The sequence below is a fragment of the Nonomuraea sp. NPDC059007 genome (genome assembly GCF_042740555.1).
Classification (GTDB): Bacteria; Actinomycetota; Actinomycetes; order Streptosporangiales; family Streptosporangiaceae; genus Nonomuraea.
Genome location: NZ_JBHYJD010000006.1, coordinates 238297 through 259860, shown reverse-complemented (window position 1 = coordinate 259860; position 21564 = coordinate 238297). Strand labels below are relative to the sequence as shown.

The following is a 21564-nucleotide window of genomic DNA, read 5'->3' as shown; positions in this document are numbered from 1 at the left end:
TCGCGTCAACTATCGTCAGATACAGTATGAGCGTGAGCCCCTTTGACGACCCCCGCCTTACGGCCATGGGCCTGATCGCCGAGGTCCATGCCGGCCTGTCCGCACGGATGAACCCGGTCTTCCAGGCGGCTGGGCTGTCCTGGATCGACTTCGAGACGCTGATCAGGCTGTCTCGATCACCCGAACAGCGCCTGCGGATGACCGATCTGGCGGCACAGACCGGTTTGTCCACGAGCGGGGTCACCCGCGTGGTGGACCGGCTGGAGCGTGAGAGCCTGGTCGCGCGGATGGCGTGCCCGACCGATCGCCGGGCCTCCTACGCGGTGCTGACCGACGCGGGACGTGAGCGGCTGAGCGACGTGCTGCCGCGCCACCTCGCCGACATCGACGACTGCTACACCACGCTCCTCGACGACGACGAGCGCGCGACCTTTCTCTCCGCACTGCGCAAAATGCGCGATGTCGTACGGCCCGGCGCTACGGCTGGGGCGGCGGCTGAGCGGGAATGCACAACTCCAGCCTGAGCTTGGCCATCGCCCGTGAGACGGTGCTCTTGACCGTCCCCACGCTGATCCCGAGCGCTCTGGCGATGTCCGGCTCGCTCATGTCCTCGTAGTACCGCAGCACGATCGCCTCCCGCATCCGCGCGGGCAGCTGGTCGAGCGCCTGTTCGAGCCGCACGTGGACCTCGCCGCAGGCCTCGGTCTCGGAGGAGGTCTCCGGTAGTTCGTCGGAGGGGTACTCCTCCAGCTTCCGCCGCCGCCACTGGGAGATGTTGATGTTGACCATGGCCCGCCGTACGTAACCGTCGAGCGAGCCGCGGTCCTGGATGCGGTCCCATGCCAGGTACGTCTTGGCCAGCGCGCTCTGCAGCAGATCCTCGGCGTCACAGGCGTGCCCGGTGAGCTGGTGAGCGGTGCGCAGGAGGGCGGGACCGCGAGACGTCACGTACTCGCGGAACTCCTCTTCCCGGCTGGCAGTCTGCATCGTGGCCAGAATCGCAGGGTGAGGGCCTGTTCGGGCTGAACCGGAATTCAGGATTCGGTCTACCAAACATAAAGGTCGGGACATGCCGGTGGCGGTTTGTTCGTCACCGGGTGTCTACACCTTCCCCCGGGGTTGCGTATTTTGCTCTCATCTGGGGTGTCCGGTGCCTGCCGTACCGGATCTCGTGTGAGGCTATGCGCGTGGGGTTTCCGAGTGTTGAGCGGCGCAGAGCGCTCGCCGCGGCCGCGTTGGGCCGGGAGGCGGGCGTGCCGGGCCCGGATCCCGGGGACGGCGCGCCGTTAACCGCCGTGGCCGGCGAGATCCTCGACGTCAGCCCGCATCTGATCATCATCGAGACCGTGGACGGCGAGGAAGAGCGGCTGGTCATCGCGCCGTGGGCGACGGCGTGGCGGGGCGGCGACGTCGCGCCGGCCGATCTGCCCGTGGGCGGCCGGGTCATGCTGCGCGCGCTGCGCGACGGCCGGGTCGTCGAACGGATCTGGGGTGATGTGACCCGGATGACCGGCACCATCGTCTCCATCGACGGCCGCAAGGACCTGTCCGTCGAGCTCGACTGCGGCTCCCATCGCGGCCGCCGCACCATCGTCATCCCGTATCGCACCACCGGGCGGTTGCGGGTACGGCATCCGCAGTTCGAGCCCGGCTACCTCTTCGACGCCATCGGCATCAGGGACCAGGGCGAGAGCCACGCCCTGCTGCCCGCCACTTCGCAGCCCGCCTATCCGGCCAGGTCCGTACCGTCGCCGCCGCCCGCCTACGCCGGGCAGCAGCCGCGCATCTCGGGCACCGCGACCTGGGCCGACGCCTTCGACGAGGACGAGCGGGGCGCGGCTTATCCCATGCTGGAGCGTTCCGACGCCGGGTGCCCGGATTCGGCGGTGTCCTGCGTCGGCCTGCCGTACCTGGCGATCGGATCGTTGTTGCAGGTCAAGAACCTGTGTACGACACGCAGCGCGAACGTGCCGATCGTGGCGTGCGGCTGCCTGGCCGGTCGTTTCTGTGACCGGTGTGTGGAGTGCGGCACCTCTCCGCGGGGGCGGATCACCGAGTTGTCGCCCTCGTCCTTCGTGGAACTGGGGGGCGAACTGACCAAGGGCTGCTTCAATGCCCAGATCGGATTGGGGTGACCGCACATGCTCGAATCGCAGCTGCCGGTGCTGATCGTCCTCCTCGTTTTGGGTACGGTCGCCAAACTCGCCACGGTGTACACCGGCGGCGAACCGGGCGCCCTCAGCCGCCTCGGTCCCGCCGTCCTGGTCCCCGACAAGCTGCAGGCCCCCGCACTGGTGTGCTGCGCGGTCGGTGAGCTGGTGCTGGCGACCGGCCTGGTGCTGACCACGCACCCGTTGTTCCGCTGGGGAACGGTGCTCTTCTTCGCGCTGTCCACCTACGTGCTCATGGAACTGCGCAGGCGCCGCCCCGACGCGGGATGCGGCTGCTTCGGCGAGGTCAGTTCGGCGCCGGTGGGCCGCCGCTCGATCGGGCGCACGCTGGTGCTGACCGGGATGGCGCTGGTGTCGGTATGGGCGCCGGTGCCCGGCTGGGTGGCCTTCGCGAACCCGTCGTGGTTCCTCCTCGTGGGGGTGGCGGTGCTGGCCGTGCTCTCGCCCGAGATCGAGGAGGCGGTCGACCGGATCCGGTATCGGGCGCCGTGCGAGCAGCGTCCGGCGCCGCAGGAGAGCCACACGCTCGCGCGGCTGCGCGCCAGTGGCGCCTGGCGGGCTCACCGCGACGGGCTCGTCGCGGCGGAGCCGTACGACAGCTGGCGGGAGCTTTGCTGGCGTTTCTTCGCCTTCCAGAACCAGGAGGGCGACGACGTGGTCTTCGCCGTCTACCTCAGCGGACGCCGGCCTGCCGTGCGCATGGCAGTGGTCAGCACGGACTCCATGCCGGAATATACGCCAGTCTCGGCCTGACGCTAGACCGTCCTATAAAGCGGTAGGACGGCATGATGATGTGGCTCTATTGGGTTGTCTAGCTTCCCCACTAGACAACCCAATAGAGGACTAGGAGTGCCGGTTAGATCGGTTGTGCACGTAGGAACCTCCCGAAATGCGGCACTGTGAACGCGATCTGACCACGTTCGGCGCTGTAGATGAGACCCTTCTTGATCAAACTGTCGCGGGCCGGTGACAGGCTGGACGGCTTGCGGCCCAGGGCGTCGGCCACGTCGGAGGTGGCCACCGGCTCGTCGCCGATCTGGGCCATCGCGTGCATGTAGTCGCGCTCGGCCGGCGTGGCCCGCTCGTACCGGCTGCCGAAGAAGCCCACCGCGAGCTCCTCCTCCGCCTCCGGCGCCGCGACCTTGACGTCGTCGGCGGTGATCGGGCTGCGCGGCGCGAGGTCCCACGCCACCTTGCCGTAGGCCTGCACGAAGTAGGGATAACCGTCGGCCGCCTCGTAGAGCGCGTCGAGCGCGTCCTGGGTGAACTCCACCTCTTCCTCCCGGGCGGGGAGGATCAGCGCCATATCCGCGGCGTCACGGTCGAGCTTGTCGATGCGGGCATAGCGGAAGAGCCGCTCGGAGTAGCTCTTGCTGGCCGACAGGACGCTCGGCAGGTGCGGCAGCCCGGCGCCGACCACGATCAGCGGCCCGCCGGTCTGCGACAGCTCGTGGCAGGCGGCGCACAGGGCGGAGATGTCGGCGGCCTGCACGTCCTGCATCTCGTCGATGAACAGCGCGACGCCGACGCCGAGGTCGGTGGCGACACTGGCCGCGTCGACGAACAGCTCGGTGAGGTCGATCTCCAGGTCACCGGAGTCGGCCCGCCCGCGGCTGGCCGGCACCTCGATGCCGGGCGACCAGTGGGAGGTGCCCTTGGCGGCGGCCGGGTCGCGCATCGCGAACGCCTTGAGCACGCCGAGGAACTCCTCGATGCGCTCGGGCGCGCGGTGGCGCGGCGCCAGCTCGCGGATCGCCATGTGCAGGGCGGCGGAGACGGGGCGGCGGATCGACTGGTCGGGCCTGGCCTCGATCTTGCCGGTGCCCCACAGCCGCTGCATCGCCATGGACTTGAAGGTGTTGAGCAGGACGGTCTTGCCCACGCCGCGCAGGCCGGTGACGACCATGCTGCGCTCGGGGCGGCCGCGGGCGACTCGCTCCAGCACCACCTCGAACTGCTGCAGCTCTCGATCACGGCCGGCCAGCTCTGGGGGACGCTGTCCGGCACCGGGGGCGTAGGGATTGCGCACGGGGTCCACGCTCTCGGACTTTATTGCCGGGTATAGCGGTCGTCGTAGATTTGGGAAGAAACAGCTACGGCGTGTCTGGACGAGCATGGCACCCCCTCTCACCTGGCCGAACCCGTGTTCGATTCGATACCCAGAACTGTAGCGCGCACTCGAACACCTGCGCGATGCTTTCGAGTAAAGATCTTCGCAACACCACCCCCGACGCAAGGAAGTACTCACCCGGGGGCTAGCAAGTGGTTGAACTTGGCAGCCGCGCCGGGCGCCCAATAGCGTTCCGACCCATGCGGACCTTCGCGAACCTTCAGGAGCTCAAGGCGAGCGCCGGCGAGACCTTCGGCCCGACCGAGTGGCGTACCGTCACCCAGGAGCAGGTCAACCTCTTCGCCGACGCCACCGACGACCACCAGTGGATCCACGTCGACGTCGAGCGGGCCGAGCAGAGCCCGTTCGGCGGCACGATCGCCCACGGCTACCTCAGCCTGTCGCTGCTGCCGTCGTTCCTGGAGGAACTGGTCGAGGTCCAGAGCATCGCGATGGCGGTCAACTTCGGTCTGAACAAGGTCCGCTTCCCCAAGCCCATCCCGGTCGGCTCGCGCGTGCGCGCCACGGCCGAGCTGGCCGCGGTCAAGGGCAGCCCCGCCGGCCAGCTCACCACGCTGAACGTCACGATCGAGGTCGAGGGCGAGCGCCGCCCCGCCTGCACCGCCGAGGTGCTCTTCCTGTACGTCCCCGAATGACCGTGCAACAGAAGCGCCGGCCCGCCGCTCCTTGGATACGTGGACCACACAGCTGATTTCGACGAGTTCGTCCGAGCGAGGGGGGACGCCCTCCTCCGGTACGGCTATGTGCTGTCCGGAAACTCGGAGGACGCGGCGGATCTTGTCCAGGAGGCACTGGCGCGCCTGGGTGACGCCTGGCATCGCGTGCAGAACAAACAGAACCCCGAAGGGTACGTTCGCACGACGATGACCAGGCTGCACATCAGCGCCTGGCGTCGGCGGCACAGGGAGGACCTTGTCGCCGACGTACCGGAAGAGGGCAGGTCTGACAGGTACGGCGACGTCGACCTGTGGGCCGAGCTCCAGGAGCTGCCGCGCAAGCAACGAGCCGTGCTCGTGTTGCGCTACTACGAGGACCTCGCCGACGCCGAGATCGCCGAGATCATGGGCGTCTCGCGGGGGACCGTACGCAGCCAGGCGGCCCGCGCCCTGGACAAGCTCCGCATCAAGCGAGTGCTTCAGGAGGCGCGATGAGAAGCGAAGAAGACCTGGTGCGGACGCTGCGAGCGGCCGCCGACCAGGCCAAGCCCCTACCGGGCGGCCTGACGGAAGCGGTGGCGGCACGCCGCCGCGGGCACAAGAAGGGGCAGTGGGCGCGGATGGCGCTGGCCGCCGCGGCGGTCGTCGTCCTTGTCGGGGGTACGGCTTTCGCCCTGTCCAGCGGGGGCGGACAGGCCGGACCGGCGACCCAGATCACCACGACCAACACAGCGAACCCGATCCAACACGTCACCGCCGCCTGGCCGGAGGCGATCGCCAAGGTCCCGCGCGTAGCGTCCAACGGGTGGAAATACCGCCCGGTCGCCACGATCAGCCCGACGGAGATCCTGCTGGTCGCGGACAAGTCATTCGAAAAGGCCGGCCGCGTGGCCGTCTACGACATGACAACCAAGACCACGCGCGAACTGGGCGAGGTGCCCGAACCCAAGCGCGGATATTTCGTCCAGGAATGGGCGTCCAACGACCAGCAGATCGTCTGGTACGGCGAAACGCCCAACAACAAGGACGTCTGGGCCGACATCTGGGTCATGCCGCGGGCTGGCGGTGAGCCCCGCCGGCTCACGGAACTGACCGGCGACCAGGCCCGGATCGAAGTCCTGAGCGTCACAGCCGACCACGTCGTCTGGTCGGTACGCGCCGGCGGCGTCTACCGGATCCCGCTGACCGGCGGCGAACCGGAGAAGATCCAGGGCACCGACGACCTCCACCTGAACGCCTGGCCATGGGCATTCGCCTTCGGCCCCGGCAAACAGGGCGAACGCAACCAGACCCGGCTGGTCAACCTGGAGACCGGCAGCTCCATGGACATCTCCCTGCTGGAGGGAGACAAGGGCGTCATCTGCAACGAGAACAGGTGCATCGGCACAGGGGACAGCGGCGCGTTCTCGCAGGGTCCCCAAGGCGACTCGCGGAAGGTTCTCCCGATTGAGGCGAACCCGCACATGGCCGGGGAACGGCTGCTGGACGACGTCGTCAGCGCCGTGGGCGGCTCGAAGCTGCCGCTGGCCTACGACCTCGGGAGCGAGCGACTGGTCTCCTTCGGCAAGGAGGAGCTCGGCTACTGGACGATGCCCGGCCTCCTCGCCTGGGACGATGACGCCGAGGGCGTCCAGAAGTGCGAGAACAACTCGTGCACGACCGAGGAGAAGGGCGGCGGCAAGGAACTGACCGTCGTCAACCTGAAGGCCATCCGTAGATGATCATGAGGCGCCCTCCGAATAATAGATCGCCGCCTGTACGCGGCTGCGCAGCCCCAGCTTGCTGAGCACCCGGCTGACATGGGTCTTCGTGGTCGCCTCTGCCATATCAAGCTCCTTGGCGATCTCGGCGTTGGACAGACCGCGCGCCACGCAGGCCAGCACCTCCCGCTCGCGTGGCGTCAGGTTCTCCAGTTCCTGAGGCGTCCGCCGTTCCGGCTGCTGGGCGAACGCGGAGATCAACCTGCGCGTCACCGACGGCGAGATCAGCCCGTCACCCCTCGCGACCAGCCGCACCGCGGCCACCAGCGCGTCGGCGTCGGTGTTCTTCAGCAGAAACCCCACCGCGCCCGCCCGCAACGCCCCGAAGACATACTCATCGAGATCGAACGTGGTCAGGATCAGCACGTCACTGACCCCGGCCAGCTCGCGGGCCGCGGAGATCCCGTCCATCCGCGGCATGCGAACATCCATCAGCACCACGTCCGGCCGCAACTCCCGCGCCATCGCCACGGCCTCCACGCCGTCGGCAGCCTGGCCGACCACCTCGATGTCGTCGGTGCCGCCGAGGATCAGCACGATCCCCGCCCGGACCGCCGCGTGATCGTCGGCGACCAGCACCCTGATGCCGCTGCTCATCCAGCCTCCTCCGCCGTGGGCAGTCTCACCTGTACGCGCCATCCGTCGGCACGCGGACCCGCCTCGATCTCCCCGCCCACCAGCGCGGCACGCTCGGACATCCCCACCATCCCGGCCCCGGCCCCCGGCAGCCGCGCCTTCCGCCCGTTGACCGGATTGTCGACGGTCAACACCACGTGCTTCACCTGATAGACAAGGCGCACGGAAGCCGGCGGATCGCCATGCTTGAGGGCGTTCGTCAGCGCTTCCTGAAGAATCCGGTACCCCGCCAGATCCACCGAAGCGGGCAACTCCCGAGGCTCCCCGACGATCTCCAGCTCGGCCGCCATGCCCGCCTGCCGCGACCGCTCGACCAGGCTCTCCGCGTCGGCCAGCCGCAACCGCATCGCCTCGGTCTCCTCGCCTTCCTGCCGGAGGAGCCCGATCATGGTGCGCATCTCGTCCAGGCCCTTCACGCTGTTCTCCCGGACCGACTCCATGATCGTGTGGATGGTCTCCGCGTCGAGATCCCGGCGCGACAACGCCGCCGTGGACTGGATCGCGATGGCGCTGAAATGGTTGGCGATCATGTCGTGCAGCTCGCGCGCCATCCGGTTGCGCTCGGCCGAGATCGCCGCCTGCCGATCCAGTTCGACCAGCCGCACCACCTCCTCGGCCCTGGCCCGCTCGGCCGCCGCCAGATCCCGCTGCTGCCGCAGCACCATGGCCGTCGTCACCGGGATGACCAGCAGCAGCCCGAGCTGGATCGAGATCACCACCAGCTGCCAGAGGTTGTCGACGAAGAACCCCGCCCCCAGCCCGGCGGTGATGGCGATGGTCGCCGTGATGCCCAGCAGCCAGCGCGCCAGGCGCGCGGGCCCGTAGAGCGCGGCCGAGTACAGATTGTCGGTGAACACCAGCACGGTCCCCAGCGAAGGCCCGACAAAGATGTCGATCCCCACCCCGACGAGACCGAGCGCCAGCGACCAGATCGGCGCCCGCGTCCGCACCACGACCCCGGCACACACGAAGGCCAGCGGCACGAACAGCAGCCACGTGGAGCCTCGCTGGAAGTGCGCACCTCCAGCGATCAGCGCCGCGCCCATGGCGAACGCCAGGACCGCCCCAAGTGCCGCACGCTTCATTGCCCTATCTCATCACCCTCGGCCGCCCCTTCCCTCCTTCGCCCGGCCAACCTGTGGATACACACTTCGATGTATCCACAGGGCCGAATCGACCATCCGGTTCTGGGCACCCCGCGGGGTCCGCTATGCTTTCTTACGAAGCAAGCGGCCGTAGCTCAATGGATAGAGCATCTGACTACGGATCAGAAGGTTGGGGTTTCGAGTACCTCCGGCCGCGCCACAGCTCAAAGGCCCTCCGGGATCATCCCGAAGGGCCTTTTTCGTGAGCGCAGAGCAGCGTTGCACAGCAACGCCTTCGGGCTAGGCGTTCTGATCTATCAGCCGATCCAGTGTCCTCCGGGTTTCAGGGGCTCGGGATCTGGGTGTAGACGTCCAGGTCATCGAGATCCGGCAGTTGCCAGGCCGGGTGCCTCACCGCGCCGAAGGCCGAGAACCAGGATCAGGACGTAGACCGCGTACCAGGGTTACGGCGAAGTGTCGATAACAGCCTGGGTGTCCGTTTCGTGGAGTGACTGTTCCAGGGGTGCAGGAGGGTCTAAGTCTCGTCTGAGGACCACCCGACTCATCGCATAGGAGACAGGCCTTGGTCGCCGCGCTCGATGGGCAGAAGATCACTAGATCCACGGCTGCGGTCAGGGAGCCGGGTGGGCGGCGTCGGTGAACTGTCTTGCTCGTGGCCATACCCCATTAAAGGTCTAGTTGACTCCAAGTGGTGACGAACTTATGGTCAGATTTACCTAAACGGCTATCGGGGGGGTTCATGGCCCAATCGAGCACGGTACGTCTCGAGAAGAGCACGGGGGCAGTCGACTCGAAGGCGACACGGTACCTCTGTGCCGGTGTCTACCTCGATCGCGACTTCCGAGAGAAGATCATCCGCCGGGTCTACAACGACTCCAAGCACATGGTCGCGCCCTCCTACGGCTTCGATCTGGTGCCGGTTGTCGTGCACGCCTGGCAGGCGTGGCGCTTGGAGACCCTGACATGGGTGCTAATGCTCGCGGTTCTCCTCGGCGGCATCACATGGATGCCCGCCGCGACTGCTGCAACCGCGGCGATGTTCGGCCTGTGCCGGTCTGCAGCCATCGCCGTCAGAAGCGCGCAGGTCGCTCTGCCGCTGAAGGCAAAAGAGCGCGCGGACCGGTTCTTAGGGCGCGGCCGCTGGCGCAGCGAGTCGAGCGACCTCGCTGAGCATCTCCGCTCCCTCAAGCTTGCCTGCATCGGCAGTGGCGCTCTGGTCGTCGCCGTTCCGGTGATCTCCGGCGTGGCCCGCATTCCGCTCTCCCAACTGCTGCAGCAAACAGGGATCATGGGAATGTTGACCGTCCTTGTGGCGTGCGGCTGCCGTGCTGCTCAACGCAGCGCGTTGCACCGAACGGCCAAGGGCCCCCTGCCCTCGCCGGACAACCACCGATATCGGGCAATCGACGAACAGCAGGGCCACACGTTCGTCATCTATCGCAGGCCCCCGAAGAAGGAGTCGAAGCCGGAAAAGCTCCGCGACGTCCTGGCGCTTGACGACTCGCACAAGCCATTCGTGGGAGCCGGGCGGCTGACTCATCGCTGGAACCCGCCGCTCAACATCCACTTGTTGCAGACAGGCGAAGGGAGCATGGCCGATCGGGAATTTAATCCGCTCCCGTTCAAAGCGCATGAGCTGGTCGCCTATTTGAAGGACGAGATGCAACGGCTCGACGGGCAGGATGACGCCACCAGCCTTCCGGACTTCGGAAAAGCAGACCGTATCTATATAGCAGAGCCTGAAGTCGACCAAGAGCGCGGCTGGCTACAGGGCGAGCCTGCTGCGCACAAAATCGACGAGATCATCGATCGGCCGTTCGACCGATTTCATCACTTCCTCGAGATTCGTACATCGGTATTCGGGGAGCTGGTTACCACTGTGTTCCTTCGCACCACAATCAAAGGGAGCGCGCTCAGCCTCGACTTCGCTGCGTGTGCGCTGACGCGTACGCCGGACGAGTACCATGTCCTGGACGAGTATGGCGAGACTGGAGCCACTGCGATACTCCGGGCAGCGGTCCGAGCTCTTACCGAACTCCCGACCGACATCATGCAGTCATGGCGTCTCATCCACGTCCCGGCCGTCCTGCTTGGGGCTCTTCGAGCGCGGCGAACCCGCGTTCTCGATCCCCGACGCGGTGTGAAGATCGGGGCAAGATTGAGTGTGCGCGAAGAAAAACGCATGCCATGGGAGACGGCCCAACTCGACCGAACGCTCATCTCCGACCACGTGAAACTCATAGAGGACCGCCTGCTGAAGGCGGCGACCGAGTTCCTGCGCAAAAAAGAGGTCGATATCTCGGAGTTCGAGGAACGTGCTACGAGCATCATCAATACCGGGATCATGAACTTCGGCGAATCCATGAATGTAGAGAACTCTGCGGTCGGCACCAATTCGATGAAACTCGACCTACCTGAGAGCTTCGGCAGCGCATCCAGCGGGGGTCGCGCATGAACGATCAGTTCAAGAACAGCGGAATAATCAATCAGGGCGGCCTCATGACCATCAGTGGCGCTGCCATCGGCGATGGCGCAACGGCCGTCCACCATCATCTGACCGGGGAGGTGGTCAGTAGGCGCGCAGACGTCGGCGTGATAACAATCAAAGAATCGGAGGCAAGGGCAGTCATAGATGTCCTCAACCTCGAAGGCGCCCCCGTGAACGGGATTCCCTTCTGGTGCGGCACCATCGACCTCCGAGGCGTCGCCACCAGAGTGGTGATGACTCGATCGCTGGGCCAGGGCCAACGATCGACAATGGCCGCGTTCGAGAATCTCAGGGAGATGTTCCGGCCGGCGGTCGTCGCACTTGTCGGCATCGGCGGCGGATTCCAACCGGACATCTCAGCGGGCGACGTCGCCATAGCAACGCGAGCGGTCTACTACGACCTCCGGAAGGAAACCGCTGACGGAATCCAGCGCAGAGGCGAGGACCGTGAGACGTCTGCCATGGTGGGAAATGCCGTGAACAGCTTTTTCACCGACTACGGTGAACCGGCGCGATTCACAAACGGCGAGGGCGAGTTTCGCGTCATTCCCTGTATCGTCGGAACTGGCGACGCCGTTATCGCAGACGCCGAATCTGAGGTCCGGAGATATCTCAAACACTACAATGACAAGATCTCAGTGGTTGACATGGAAGCCGGCGGTCTGGCTCAGGCATTCCACGAGCGCGGCAATCAGGCTGGGATGCGCGGCTGGGTAGTTGTTCGCGGAGTCTCCGACCACTCGGACAAGGACAAGAATGACGCTCTGCAGAAGACCGCTGCCCGGAATGCCGCCGAGGTATTGCGTGCGCTAATCCCCTACCTTCCGCATCACACCTGACCGGGAGCCCCGATGGGAGAGTTCGTGATCGGGGTGGTGAGTTCGCTCGTCGCGGCCGCGCTTGCCGTAGTGGGCGGCATGGCACTGTCACCGCGGGCGCGCTCCTGGCCGGTCCTACTTCTGTCCAGACTCACCGGCTTGGGGATCTCTCGGGTGCATCCGCGACAGCGCGGCGCCGCCGAAGATCTCACGGCAGAGCTCGGCAAAGCCCAGTGGGTACGGGTGCTGGCCGGCCGAGGGAATGAACTCACTCGCGACGGGTTCGTCGCTCTGTGGGAGGATGAAGGACGTCGCCTAGAGTTCGTTGACGTACTGCTTCCCGATACCAACCATCCCTCCGCATCATGGCTGGAGTGGCGCGAGGACGAGATCCGGCGCATTGACCCGGGCTTCTCCCGGGGAATGCTGGCTGAGCAGGTCGATATCAACGCCGGGTACATCAGCGAGGTCGCCGTTGACAGGGACAACATCGAGTTGCGCCGCTACAACTTCCCCAACCTCCACCGAATAGTGATCACCGACCGCGTCGCCTTCCTCACCCTCTACCGTCGGGCGGCCCACGGCCGCGACTCGCCCTGCATAGTGGCACCCCGCCCCGGCCTGATGTACGACTACGCTCTCCAGTTCTTCACCACAGCGTGGGACCATGCCTAGGAACATCGTGCCATCATCGGGTACCGGCACATACGTGGGATGATCTTGCGAGGTGCATGCACCATCACACACTGACCCACGGATCAGATGGTTGGGGTTTCGAGTACCTCCGGCCGCGCCACAGCTCAAAGGCCCTTCGGGATCATCCCAGAGGGTCTTTTTCGATCTTTGTCGATACGAGTCTGCTGGCCAACGGCTCTATTGCGTCGTGGGGGCTAGTTGAATGTGATGGATCCGATGTTGCCGGCTTGAATGGCGTTTCCGTGAATGGTGGCGTTTCCGCCGATGATGTTGGTTGTCGAGGTGAACTGGATCGCCTGCTGTGTCTGCGTTGCCCAGGCTGAAAGCTCGGAGGCGAACTCGGGGTGTTCGGCTGCCTTTCGCTCGAGGATGGTGACGACACGCTGGGTGTCGGCCGTTTCAGCGTTCTCCAGAGCAGTGACCGAGTCTTCGTCGGACCCGAAGCGTCGCTTCGCGAGCGCGGTCAGCGACGCCCACGCGTTCTTTCCCACCTCGCCGGCGGCGCCGCCGAGAAGTGCGGCGACAACCTCGGTTACCAAAGCTGTGTCCACGCTTTCCTCCAGCGGTAGGGTGATGCCAATTATGAATCGATCGCCCGGCGGATGCGCAACCCATTGGTCAGATGAGCTCGGGCCCGGACATCTTTAGCAGTTCTCGACAAAGTGGCGGTGCTCCGTGCCGCTTTGCCGCGCAATGCGAACAGCCGGCGTGGGCGTCGCTCAGCTTCCTCACGCGATGATCGTCGATCGCCTCACTGACTTGATCGCCGACAGGGCGGTCGTCATGGAAGTATCGCCGATACTGAGCGAGTCCTCATGGCCGTCTTACCACTCCTCGCCTTCCTCGTCGGGATCGTAGGCCGCCCACATCGACGACCGCCAGGGTGATCTCGCAACGCCCGTCCTCCGCCGGGATCAGCCCAGCCTTCGGGCGGCAGACGTGATGAGGCGCTGTCAGGACAGGCAGCGATCGGTTTCCGCGGACTCGTTCATGGGCCATGCCGGGCACGGAATCTGAAATCTCGGTCTCGCGTGATTCTGCTCCAGTCCACCACACGCCCGGCGATCCGATACGGCTGGCGCCGCGATAGCCCTGAGTGGTTGGTGTGCCGGGACATCGCGTTCATTGGCGGATTGCGGACCCCTCGGTGATGCGTCATCGTTGCATATGTTTCGCTGGCCCAATAAGGGATTGGTTTCGAAACGACGTGATAGCCAACCGAAATATGTCCGAAATTGTGCATAACGATGTCACGGGAGTGATTCACGGTCCGCTGGTTCAAGCACGTGATGTATTCGGTGGTATCCATTTCCAGGCCACGGCCACTCTGCCCGCGCCGAGCCAGCTTCCGCCCCCGCCGCGCCTGGTCGATCGCGAGGCCGCCATCGCCCAGCTCGACGCGCTGCGGGAGGAAGCGACCGAGGGCCCGCTCACCGTGTTGTTGACGGGACCTGTGGGCGTGGGGAAGACCGCGCTGTCCCTGGCCTGGGCGCACATGATTCGCCCGCATTTTCCGGACGCGCAGCTGTACGCTGATCTGCGCGGGCATTCCGGTGCCGACCCGGCGTCGCCGCAGGAGATTCTTGGCGACTTTCTCCAATCCCTGGGTGTCCCGACGGACCTCATTCCCGGCAATCTGGCGCAGCGTGCGGCCTTGTATCGCACGGTGACGAAGGACCAGCGGGTTCTCGTCCTCCTCGATGACGCGATGACCGCCGCTCAGGTGCGGCCGTTGCTCCCGGCCTCGTTCGCGAGTATCACCGTGGTGACCAGCAGATACCGGCTGGCGGGCCTGATGACACACGGAGTACGCGGCGTGTATGTCGATCGGTTCGACGCTGAGGCGAGTCTTGCTCTCCTGCGCGACGCGTTGGGCAGCGACCGGCTGGAGCAGCAGCACGAGGCCGCCTCAGAACTGGTGGAGTTGTGTATGCGGCTGCCGCTGGCCCTGAGCGTCGCGGCGGCCCGCCTAGCTGTACGCCCGAGCTGGCCCCTCCGCGAGATGGTCTCCGCGCTGGCCGAGGAGCAGAGGACCCTGGCGGTGCTGACGATCGGAGATGACATGGCGATGCGTTCCGCGCTGGACCTGTCCTATCGGGCCCTCCGTCCCGACGCGGCCAGGCTCTACCGGCTGCTCAGCCTCGCTCCTGGAGACAGGTTCGCCGATGGCGCGGCGGCCGCGCTGGCCGGAATCCCGAGGATGGAGGCCAGGCGGTTGCTGGGGGAACTGACGGACGCGAACCTTTTGACCGACCAGCCCGACGGGCGCTACCGCTTTCACCACGCGCTGGTCCGGTTGCACGCCTCCCATCTGGTCGAGGCCGAGGACCGGCCCGAAGCTCGGGATCTCGCCGTTGGCCGCCTGCTGTCCTGGTATCTCGCCACCGCCGCGTGCGCGGAACGCCGACTGCGGCCGCACCGTACCCAACTGCCCCGTGACGCCGAACCGCCTCCCGCCGAGGTGACGGACTTCGGTGGTCCGGAAGACGCGCTCAAGTGGCTGGAGTCGGAACGCGCGAACTTGAGCGCCGCCGTCACCCTTGCGCGCGAGCTCGGGCGCGAAGCGACCGCGTACCAGCTCACGGACAGCATGTGGGCGCTCTTCCTCTTCATGGGCCACCACTTGGAGCGTGTCGCGGTGGAGGAGACGGGGTTGGCCGCGGCGCGTTCCTGCGGCGACGCGTACGCCGAGGCGAAGATGCTGAACCGCTTGGGCCTGAGCCTGCTTGCCCTCGGGCGGCACGATGAGGCCGGCGCACGATTCGAAGAAGCGCTCGTGATCTGGCGGCGGCTGGGGGAGCGGGAGAGGGAAGTCGGTTCGCTGCGCAGGCTCGGGTTGGTCGCCGCAGAACGCGGTGACCACGGCGAGGCCATCGCCCGCCTCACGGACGCGATCACCGCGTTCCAGGCTCTGGGCGCCGACCGCAAGACGGCTCTGGCCCTGATCGACCTCGCGGGTGTGCTCCTGGCGCAGGACCGTGGTCTGGACGCCGTGGTCCATTTGGAACGGGCGCGACATCTGCTGGCCAGTGCCCTCGACCCGTACAACCAGGCCCGCGTAGGTATCTTCCTCGGTCATGCGTGCGCTGCGCTGGGCGATCACGACAAGGCGGACCAGGAACTGCGTGCCGCGTTTGAGGCGATGGCCGGGCTGGGGTCGGCCGCGGGCAGGGCCTCAGCCCTAGAGGCGATGGGACGCCTCCTGGAGCGCACCGGTCGTGAGGATGAGGCAAAACGGAAGTACGAGGCCGCACTGGAAGCTATTGGACAAGACGGGTCTATCGGATATTTCAGAATTAAGGAGCGGCTTGAGGCTTTTGACCGTTATCCTAGAACCCAAGGCGAAAACGAAGGTCGCCGCCCCAGGTGAGGCGGCGACCGAGGGCCATGTCTTGGCTGATCAGCCCATCATGATGTCAATTACTCCCATCATGATGCCTGCAACAGCCGTTGGTATCATATATAGACTATTCAGGAACAACTTACCCCTTTCGGACATATAATGACATGTCCCCCCGAGGTGTTATACAGTATCCGGAAATATTGCTGACCGCCACAAGTTTGGAAAACTAGGCCCCGGTGGCCTTCAGCGCTTCGAGGCGTCGCCTCAAGGTGTTCGCCTCTGGTGCGCCCAGACGCTCGAAGATCGTTAGCGCCTCGGTCCAGGGCCGCGCCGCGACCTTCCTCCCATGCATGGACAGAAGGGCTTCACCCAGGCCAAGAAGGGCATTGGCCTCGAGAAACGGATCGCCGAGTTCGCGGGCGAGGACCCGCGCCCTCTCGCAGGTATTCCGAGCCAGAGCGAACTGGCCGCTGAGCCGCTGGCTCTCACCGATCCTCTGGAGCGCGCGCGACGATTCGTATGGATCTCCTATGTTCTCCGCGATGGAGAGCGCCTTCTGAAAATGAATCAGCGCCTCGGCTTTAAGATCCATGGCCAAATAGGTCGACCCGATGTTGCTCAGCGTGTCGGCCTCATGTCGCCGGTCGCCGGTCTCCCGATAAATCGTCAACGCCTCGCGATAGAATTGCAGAGCCTCGTCACGACGGCCCTCTCGCTCATGGCAATTGGCGATATTATTGAGTGCGACAGCCTCGTTCTGCCGCCAGCCCGCCTCACGCAGAATGGCGAGCGCCTTCCGGAAAAGTCCGAGCGCGGTGGGATAGCCGCCGCGGTTGAAATGAAGCTCGCCCAGGTTGTTGAGGATCATCGCCTTTGTGGCGACGTCGCCCGTCCCGTTCACGATCTCGAGTGCGGCCTCGAAGACCGCTACCGCCTCCTCGGCACGTCCCAGATACGACAGGGCGATTCCCGCATGGAGCAGCGCGTTGCCTTCGCCGTGCCGGTCCGCGATCGCGCTGAACAACTCGAGCGCCCTCTCCGCGTATCCCAGAGCCTCCCTGTTACGGCCGGACAGCCAGGACACACGGGCGAGATGATCCAGTGTCTCGGCCTCTCCGCGCCGGTCGCCGATCGCCTGGAAGATGCCGAGACCTCTTCCGGCGTGCTCGAAGGCGGCGGCGTAGTGGCTCATGCGACTTCGCACCAGGCTGAGTTCGAGCTCCACCCGCGCCTCTCCCGCGCGGTCACCGATCTCCCGGCAGACGCGGCGGGCCAGATCGTGAACGCGTGCGCCGTCCTCCCAGTGGGCAGAGCGTTCGAGATGCAGGGCGATGGCCTGCGAAAGCTGAATGGCATGCGTGGGAAATCCGTGCTCCGCGGCGTAGCGAACGCACATCAACACGTTGGCCCGCTCGGCACGCAACCATTCGGCGGCGGAGCGTGACCCCTCCATGGGTGCGGCATCGCACGGGTGGACGACATTCACGCTGGCGCGCCGTCTGTGCGGGTACAGTACGCGGTCGGCCTGGTCGGCGGCGCACAGGTAAAAGTCGAGCAGCCGATGGACGGCCCGCCGCGGCTCTTCCGCGGATTCTTCCTCGATGGCGCGCTCCCTGGCGTACGCCCGCAGAAGGTCGTGAAAGCGGACCCGGCCGGAGTCCGGCTCCTCCACGAGATGGCGGTCGATCAGTTCCTCGAGGGCGTGTTCCGCCCGATTGGCCTCGCAGCCGATCAGCGCGGCGGCCGCATCGACCGAGAGATCGGCGCCGATGTGCAGCCCGAGGCGACGAAATGCCTGCTGCCGTTCCGGTGACAGTTCTCGATAGGACAGATCGAACGCGGTGAGGAGATCCCTGTCTCCCGCGTACATCTCGGCGAGCCGGTCCTTCGACCGCGACAATTTCGTCACCAGGTCCCCGACGCCACGAGCCGGCCGGTGGCGAAGCCGGTTGGCCATGATCGTGACCGCAAGCGGGAGGTGACCGCACAGGCGGACGAGTTGATTGACGTCCCCGGCGTCGAGCCGTCGGTCCTGCCCGACGATCCGGCGGAAAAGCAGCGCCGCCTCAGGGGGCATGAGCGCGGGCAGAGACAGCGGCCGGGCCCCCTCCAGCCCAGTGAGCCGCCGTCGGCTCGTGATCAGCACCAGGCAGCCGGGCCTCCCCGGCAGGAACGGTCTAACCTGGTCGGCGCTGGCCGCGTCGTCGAGCACGATCAGCATCCGGCGGTTGGCGAGTCGCGCGCGCCACAGCGCGGCACGTGGCTCCAGCGCCTCGGGAATCCGCTCGGGGTCCTCCCCGAGAAGCCGTAACAAGACCTCAAGACCCTGGGTGGGGTCGATCGGCGGTTGATGGGGGTCGTGGGCACGGAGATGGAGATACCACTGTCCGTCTGGATAGCGGTCCGCAAGCTGGTGAGCCATGTGGACGGCGAGCGCGGTCTTGCCGACTCCGGCCATTCCGTCGATGGGCTTGATCACGGCTGTCGAAGGAGATCGTTCCAGCTCGCCGTACAGGTGGCTCAGCTCTGCCTCTCGCCCGGTGAAGTCCGGAATGTCGCGGGGGAGATTGTCGGCGAGCGGCCCGACAGGGACGCGGTTGCGTGGAGGTGGCGCGGTCAGGTCCGCATCTCCGCGCAATATGCGCTCGTACGTGCCGCGAAGCGAAGGACCGGGCTCGGCGCCGAGGTCCTCGACGAGACGATGGCTCGCCCGATGGTAGATCTCCAGCGCCTCACCCTGGCGCCCGCAACGGCGGAGCGCGACCATCAGATGCTCGGCGAACGACTCGTCGTAGGGATACTCGTGGACGAGGCCGTACAGCTCTCCGACCAGTTCGGCGTGATGGCCCATGTCGCGCTCCATGGCGAGCCGCATGCCGATCGCGGCGCGATGCTCACTCTCCAGACTCGTCCTCAGTTTGGTGACCCACTCTCCGGACAGGCCGGAAAGCGGATCACCGCGCCACAGCTTCTCCGCTGCCAGGAGGAGCCGCAGCGCCTCCTCCTGGTCGCCGCTGTCGGAGATGGCCCGTGCTTGTGCGCTGAGCCGTCGAAATCGGTGCAGGTCAATCGTTTGGGGATCGATTTCCAGCACATAGGCGCCTGATCGAGAGTTGAGCCGTGCCACCCGGTCGCCGGCTCGCCCGTTCAAGCGACGACGCAGGCGTGCGATGTAGCTGTGGACGCTCTCACGCGCCTTCGACGGCGGCGCGTCATCCCAGACGCGGTTGATCATGTTTTCGATGGACACAGGCTGCCCAGGAGTCAGCAGCAGTACGGCCAGGACGTGCCGTTCCTTGGCCGAGCCGAGCTCACATGCCTCCCCGTCGACCCATACTTCCACGGAGCCGAGTATCCGGAACTCCATGAATGTCCTTCCAGAGATCAGAGGGCCCTCGCCACCAGTTTCCCGCAAACTCGGTTAACGGTCCATATGCCGCCTGCTGTCCAGACATAGCCACTTCACGGTTGTTGCAAGGTTTTGTCTAGGACGCCGAGACATTATCGGATTAGGCCGTCTATTTGGGGATTCGGCCAGGACAGGGGGTCAAAAATCCGATGACGTGTTCGGAGGGGTACCGCGTTCCGGTTGGACCGGATGCACCACGCTGGATGACGCGTCGTAGCCAGAGAACAGTGTTGGTGATCGTCCACACGGTCACCTCCGGGCAGCGCCTGCTGGACGTCGTCCGCCTTCTCTCCGCCGACCTCCGGGTCCAGGTGGTTTTCACGATCGCTCCTGACGTCTTCGGCAATGGGGCGACCGAATTGCTCAGACGCATAGGCGGCGTGACGCTGCCATGGCATCTGGCGATCCGTGAGCAATTCGACCTCGCCATCTCCGCCGCCTACGGAGGAATCGAGTATGTTCACGCACCGCTCGTGGTAATGCCCCACGGCGCCGGATACAACAAGCTCGTCAGCCGCCGGCTGGGTGGCGGAGCAGTCGCGTCCCGAGGTGTGTACGGGCTCAGCGCCCAGGAACTGATCCGAGACGGCGCCGTGATCCCGTCGGCCATCGTGCTCGCCCACGACAGCGAACGTCAGCGGCTGGCGCGATACTGCCCAGAGGCTGTGGCCGTCGCTGAAGTCGTCGGCGACGCTTCCCACGATCGGCTGATCGCCAGTTCGCCCGAGCGCCGCGCCTATCGAGGCGCCCTCGGCGTCACGGACGAGCACGAGCTCGTAGTGATGACCTCCACCTGGGGATCGGACTCGCTCTTCGGAAGACACACGGGGTTGCTCCGCCGGATGCTGGCCGAGCTTCCCCGCGACCGCTACCGCCTCGCCGCCCTTCTCCATCCGAACATCTGGTTCGGCCACGGCATCTGGCAGATCCGCAACTGGCTGGCCGACTGCCTGCGGGACGAACTGGCCCTGGTTCCTCCCGAGGCGGACTGGCGCGGTGTCCTCGTCGCTGCGGACCACGTGGTCGGAGACCACGGTTCCATCGCGGTGTACGGCACGGTGTGCGGTGCCTCCGTATCCCTGGTCGACGACGTGCGAGACGCCGTGGATCCGGAGTCCGCCGGCGGACTCCTGGCGTCGGCGGCCCCCCGGTTACGGCTTGACCAGCCGCTGTGCGCCCAACTCCGTACGGCGGCCGCGCGCCGCCCGGCGGCACGCCACGCCGAGGTCGTGAACCGGCTCACCTCGGCTCCGGGCCGCTTCGACCGGAACATGAGACGGCTGATGTACCGGCTCATGCGGTTGCCTCAGCCCCTCATCCTGCCCCCTGCCGATCCGGTCCCCGCGCCCTATCTGATCTGTACGCCCGACCACGCGATCCGTCAGGAGGGACCATGAGTAGTTCGGTAGTCGTGGCAGGTGTCACCAGCCTGTACATGGCCATGCCGGTGGCGGGCTTCCCGCTGCCGTACGCGCAGGAACGCTTCCCCGAGTGGATGAGAGCAGAGGTGTCAGGAGCGGCGTGCCACATCGCCAGCACACTCCACACCCTCGGCGACGAGGCACGCCTGTGCACCTTCGTCGGGGAGGATCTGGCGGGAGGCACGATCAGCACGGCGGTGCGCGCCCGAGGGCTGTGGGGCCCGGGGGTGGTGACAGCGCCGCGGTCTTCCCTCGGCGTCGTTCTGGTGGCCCTGAACGGCCAGCGCTCGGGCCATCCGTACGTCGCCGCCGTCAACACGGTGGAGTATCCCGTCGAGGTGTTCCGCCGTCTCGTGCGTGGCGCCGACCTGGCCGTGCTCACCAACACCGCGTTCGTCCGGCCACTCCTGGAACCGGCATGTGAGGAGGGCGTGCCGATCGCGGTCGATGTCCATCTGATCGCGGACGTGGACGACGCGTACAACCGGCCGTGGCTGAAGGTCGCCGACATCATCTTCTGCAGCCACGAACGCCTGCCCTGCCCACCGAGACAATGGGTGGCGAAGATCTTCCAGCGCTATCCGGGCTGCTTGATCGCGGCCGTCGGCCTCGGCGGGCGAGGATGCGTCATGGGGCTGGCCGACGGGGTCCTGGTCGAGGTCGCCGCCGTGGCGCCACGGGGTGTCGTGAGCACCGCGGGGGCGGGGGACGCGCTCTTCGCGTCATTCCTGCACAGTTGGCTGGCCACCCGGAACCCCGTGGCGGCGCTCGAAGACGCGGTGCTGCACGCCGGATGGAAAGTGGGTGACACTTTTCCCGGCGCGACCTCGCTGACGGCCATGGAACTGGCCAGGATGCGGGAGAGCCACCCTGTCGTCACGCTTCTTGACCGCTGGGACCTCGACGCATGAACGTTCGGCGGTACGCGT

The 21564-nt window shown here is 66.1% G+C and carries 18 protein-coding genes and 1 tRNA gene; 13 read left to right on the top strand and 6 right to left on the bottom strand.

Annotated elements, in window-relative coordinates:
• The first annotated feature begins 26 nt into the window (after positions 1-26).
• Positions 27-524: a MarR family winged helix-turn-helix transcriptional regulator gene (locus ACFWY5_RS12400; protein ID WP_379615512.1), complete on the top strand. Its 498-nt coding sequence runs from the start codon at positions 27-29 to the stop codon at positions 522-524.
• On the opposite strand, the gene ACFWY5_RS12395 is transcribed toward ACFWY5_RS12400, so the two are convergent.
• Complete coding sequence (locus ACFWY5_RS12395) at positions 478-987, bottom strand: SigE family RNA polymerase sigma factor (RefSeq protein ID WP_379615510.1); 510 nt, start codon at positions 985-987, stop codon at positions 478-480. The genes ACFWY5_RS12400 and ACFWY5_RS12395 overlap by 47 nt on opposite strands.
• A gap of 200 nt (positions 988-1187) precedes the next feature.
• On the opposite strand from ACFWY5_RS12395, the gene ACFWY5_RS12390 reads away from it, so the two are divergent.
• Both ACFWY5_RS12390 and ACFWY5_RS12385 read left to right on the top strand, forming a co-directional pair.
• Positions 1188-2135, top strand: a complete 948-nt coding sequence (locus ACFWY5_RS12390) for a hypothetical protein (protein WP_379615508.1) — start codon at positions 1188-1190, stop codon at positions 2133-2135.
• A gap of 6 nt (positions 2136-2141) precedes the next feature.
• Positions 2142-2924 carry a MauE/DoxX family redox-associated membrane protein gene (locus tag ACFWY5_RS12385; protein ID WP_379631781.1) on the top strand — a complete coding sequence of 261 codons (783 nt, stop codon included), beginning with the start codon at positions 2142-2144 and terminating at the stop codon, positions 2922-2924.
• A gap of 103 nt (positions 2925-3027) precedes the next feature.
• Here the strand turns inward: ACFWY5_RS12385 and ACFWY5_RS12380 are convergent, their stop codons facing one another.
• Positions 3028-4209 (bottom strand): AAA family ATPase, encoded by a 1182-nt coding sequence (locus tag ACFWY5_RS12380; RefSeq protein ID WP_379631780.1) that lies wholly within the window; start codon positions 4207-4209, stop codon positions 3028-3030.
• Positions 4210-4481: 272 nt separating this feature from the next.
• Here ACFWY5_RS12380 and ACFWY5_RS12375 point away from each other — a divergent pair, with 272 nt between their 5' ends.
• From ACFWY5_RS12375 to ACFWY5_RS12365, 3 genes are read left to right on the top strand one after another with little or no spacing between them, the layout of a single operon-like run.
• Positions 4482-4937 carry a MaoC family dehydratase gene (locus tag ACFWY5_RS12375; protein WP_184958953.1) on the top strand — a complete coding sequence of 152 codons (456 nt, stop codon included), beginning with the start codon at positions 4482-4484 and terminating at the stop codon, positions 4935-4937.
• 39 nt (positions 4938-4976) lie between these two features.
• On the top strand, positions 4977-5453 hold the full coding sequence (locus ACFWY5_RS12370; RefSeq protein WP_379631778.1) for a SigE family RNA polymerase sigma factor: 477 nt from the start codon (positions 4977-4979) through the stop codon (positions 5451-5453).
• Complete coding sequence (locus ACFWY5_RS12365) at positions 5450-6679, top strand: hypothetical protein (RefSeq protein WP_379631776.1); 1230 nt, start codon at positions 5450-5452, stop codon at positions 6677-6679. The genes ACFWY5_RS12370 and ACFWY5_RS12365 overlap by 4 nt, the downstream gene beginning before the upstream one ends.
• Here ACFWY5_RS12365 and ACFWY5_RS12360 read toward each other — a convergent pair whose 3' ends face one another.
• Both ACFWY5_RS12360 and ACFWY5_RS12355 read right to left on the bottom strand, forming a co-directional pair.
• The gene (locus ACFWY5_RS12360; RefSeq protein ID WP_379615499.1) at positions 6680-7315 is read right to left on the bottom strand and encodes a response regulator; all 636 of its coding nucleotides are present in this window, start codon (positions 7313-7315) and stop codon (positions 6680-6682) included.
• Positions 7312-8439 carry a sensor histidine kinase gene (locus ACFWY5_RS12355; RefSeq protein ID WP_379631775.1) on the bottom strand — a complete coding sequence of 376 codons (1128 nt, stop codon included), beginning with the start codon at positions 8437-8439 and terminating at the stop codon, positions 7312-7314. The genes ACFWY5_RS12360 and ACFWY5_RS12355 overlap by 4 nt, the downstream gene beginning before the upstream one ends.
• Before the next feature lie 144 nt (positions 8440-8583).
• On the opposite strand from ACFWY5_RS12355, the gene ACFWY5_RS12350 reads away from it, so the two are divergent.
• From ACFWY5_RS12350 to ACFWY5_RS12335, 4 genes are all read left to right on the top strand, one after another.
• Positions 8584-8659 (top strand) — tRNA-Arg (locus ACFWY5_RS12350).
• Positions 8660-9199: 540 nt separating this feature from the next.
• Complete coding sequence (locus ACFWY5_RS12345; RefSeq protein ID WP_379631773.1) at positions 9200-10915, top strand: hypothetical protein; 1716 nt, start codon at positions 9200-9202, stop codon at positions 10913-10915.
• Positions 10912-11787 (top strand): hypothetical protein, encoded by an 876-nt coding sequence (locus ACFWY5_RS12340; protein WP_379631771.1) that lies wholly within the window; start codon positions 10912-10914, stop codon positions 11785-11787. The genes ACFWY5_RS12345 and ACFWY5_RS12340 overlap by 4 nt, the downstream gene beginning before the upstream one ends.
• Positions 11788-11799: 12 nt before the next feature.
• Positions 11800-12441, top strand: coding sequence for a hypothetical protein (locus ACFWY5_RS12335; RefSeq protein ID WP_379631769.1), 642 nt, complete (start codon positions 11800-11802; stop codon positions 12439-12441).
• A gap of 215 nt (positions 12442-12656) precedes the next feature.
• On the opposite strand, the gene ACFWY5_RS12330 is transcribed toward ACFWY5_RS12335, so the two are convergent.
• Complete coding sequence (locus ACFWY5_RS12330) at positions 12657-13013, bottom strand: hypothetical protein (RefSeq protein WP_379615489.1); 357 nt, start codon at positions 13011-13013, stop codon at positions 12657-12659.
• Between the two features lie 674 nt (positions 13014-13687).
• Here ACFWY5_RS12330 and ACFWY5_RS12325 point away from each other — a divergent pair.
• The gene (locus ACFWY5_RS12325; protein ID WP_379631767.1) at positions 13688-15832 is read left to right on the top strand and encodes a tetratricopeptide repeat protein; all 2145 of its coding nucleotides are present in this window, start codon (positions 13688-13690) and stop codon (positions 15830-15832) included.
• A gap of 199 nt (positions 15833-16031) precedes the next feature.
• Here the strand turns inward: ACFWY5_RS12325 and ACFWY5_RS12320 are convergent, their stop codons facing one another.
• Positions 16032-19172, bottom strand: a complete 3141-nt coding sequence (locus ACFWY5_RS12320) for a tetratricopeptide repeat protein (protein WP_379631765.1) — start codon at positions 19170-19172, stop codon at positions 16032-16034.
• 269 nt (positions 19173-19441) lie between these two features.
• Here ACFWY5_RS12320 and ACFWY5_RS12315 point away from each other — a divergent pair, with 269 nt between their 5' ends.
• Positions 19442-20611 (top strand): hypothetical protein, encoded by a 1170-nt coding sequence (locus ACFWY5_RS12315; RefSeq protein WP_379615483.1) that lies wholly within the window; start codon positions 19442-19444, stop codon positions 20609-20611.
• Positions 20608-21546 (top strand): carbohydrate kinase family protein, encoded by a 939-nt coding sequence (locus ACFWY5_RS12310; RefSeq protein ID WP_379615481.1) that lies wholly within the window; start codon positions 20608-20610, stop codon positions 21544-21546. The genes ACFWY5_RS12315 and ACFWY5_RS12310 overlap by 4 nt, the downstream gene beginning before the upstream one ends.
• The last annotated feature ends 18 nt before the right edge of the window (positions 21547-21564 follow it).

Coding starts and splice junctions, on each gene's coding strand:
- ACFWY5_RS12400 (WP_379615512.1), top strand. CDS start 27: ATGAGCGTGAGCCCCTTTGACGACCCCCGCCTTACGGCCATGGGCCTG.
- ACFWY5_RS12395 (WP_379615510.1), bottom strand. CDS start 987: ATGCAGACTGCCAGCCGGGAAGAGGAGTTCCGCGAGTACGTGACGTCT.
- ACFWY5_RS12385 (WP_379631781.1), top strand. CDS start 2,142: ATGCTCGAATCGCAGCTGCCGGTGCTGATCGTCCTCCTCGTTTTGGGT.
- ACFWY5_RS12375 (WP_184958953.1), top strand. CDS start 4,482: ATGCGGACCTTCGCGAACCTTCAGGAGCTCAAGGCGAGCGCCGGCGAG.
- ACFWY5_RS12365 (WP_379631776.1), top strand. CDS start 5,450: ATGAGAAGCGAAGAAGACCTGGTGCGGACGCTGCGAGCGGCCGCCGAC.
- ACFWY5_RS12360 (WP_379615499.1), bottom strand. CDS start 7,315: ATGAGCAGCGGCATCAGGGTGCTGGTCGCCGACGATCACGCGGCGGTC.
- ACFWY5_RS12355 (WP_379631775.1), bottom strand. CDS start 8,439: ATGAAGCGTGCGGCACTTGGGGCGGTCCTGGCGTTCGCCATGGGCGCG.
- ACFWY5_RS12345 (WP_379631773.1), top strand. CDS start 9,200: ATGGCCCAATCGAGCACGGTACGTCTCGAGAAGAGCACGGGGGCAGTC.
- ACFWY5_RS12340 (WP_379631771.1), top strand. CDS start 10,912: ATGAACGATCAGTTCAAGAACAGCGGAATAATCAATCAGGGCGGCCTC.
- ACFWY5_RS12335 (WP_379631769.1), top strand. CDS start 11,800: ATGGGAGAGTTCGTGATCGGGGTGGTGAGTTCGCTCGTCGCGGCCGCG.
- ACFWY5_RS12325 (WP_379631767.1), top strand. CDS start 13,688: ATGTCCGAAATTGTGCATAACGATGTCACGGGAGTGATTCACGGTCCG.
- ACFWY5_RS12320 (WP_379631765.1), bottom strand. CDS start 19,172: ATGGAGTTCCGGATACTCGGCTCCGTGGAAGTATGGGTCGACGGGGAG.
- ACFWY5_RS12310 (WP_379615481.1), top strand. CDS start 20,608: ATGAGTAGTTCGGTAGTCGTGGCAGGTGTCACCAGCCTGTACATGGCC.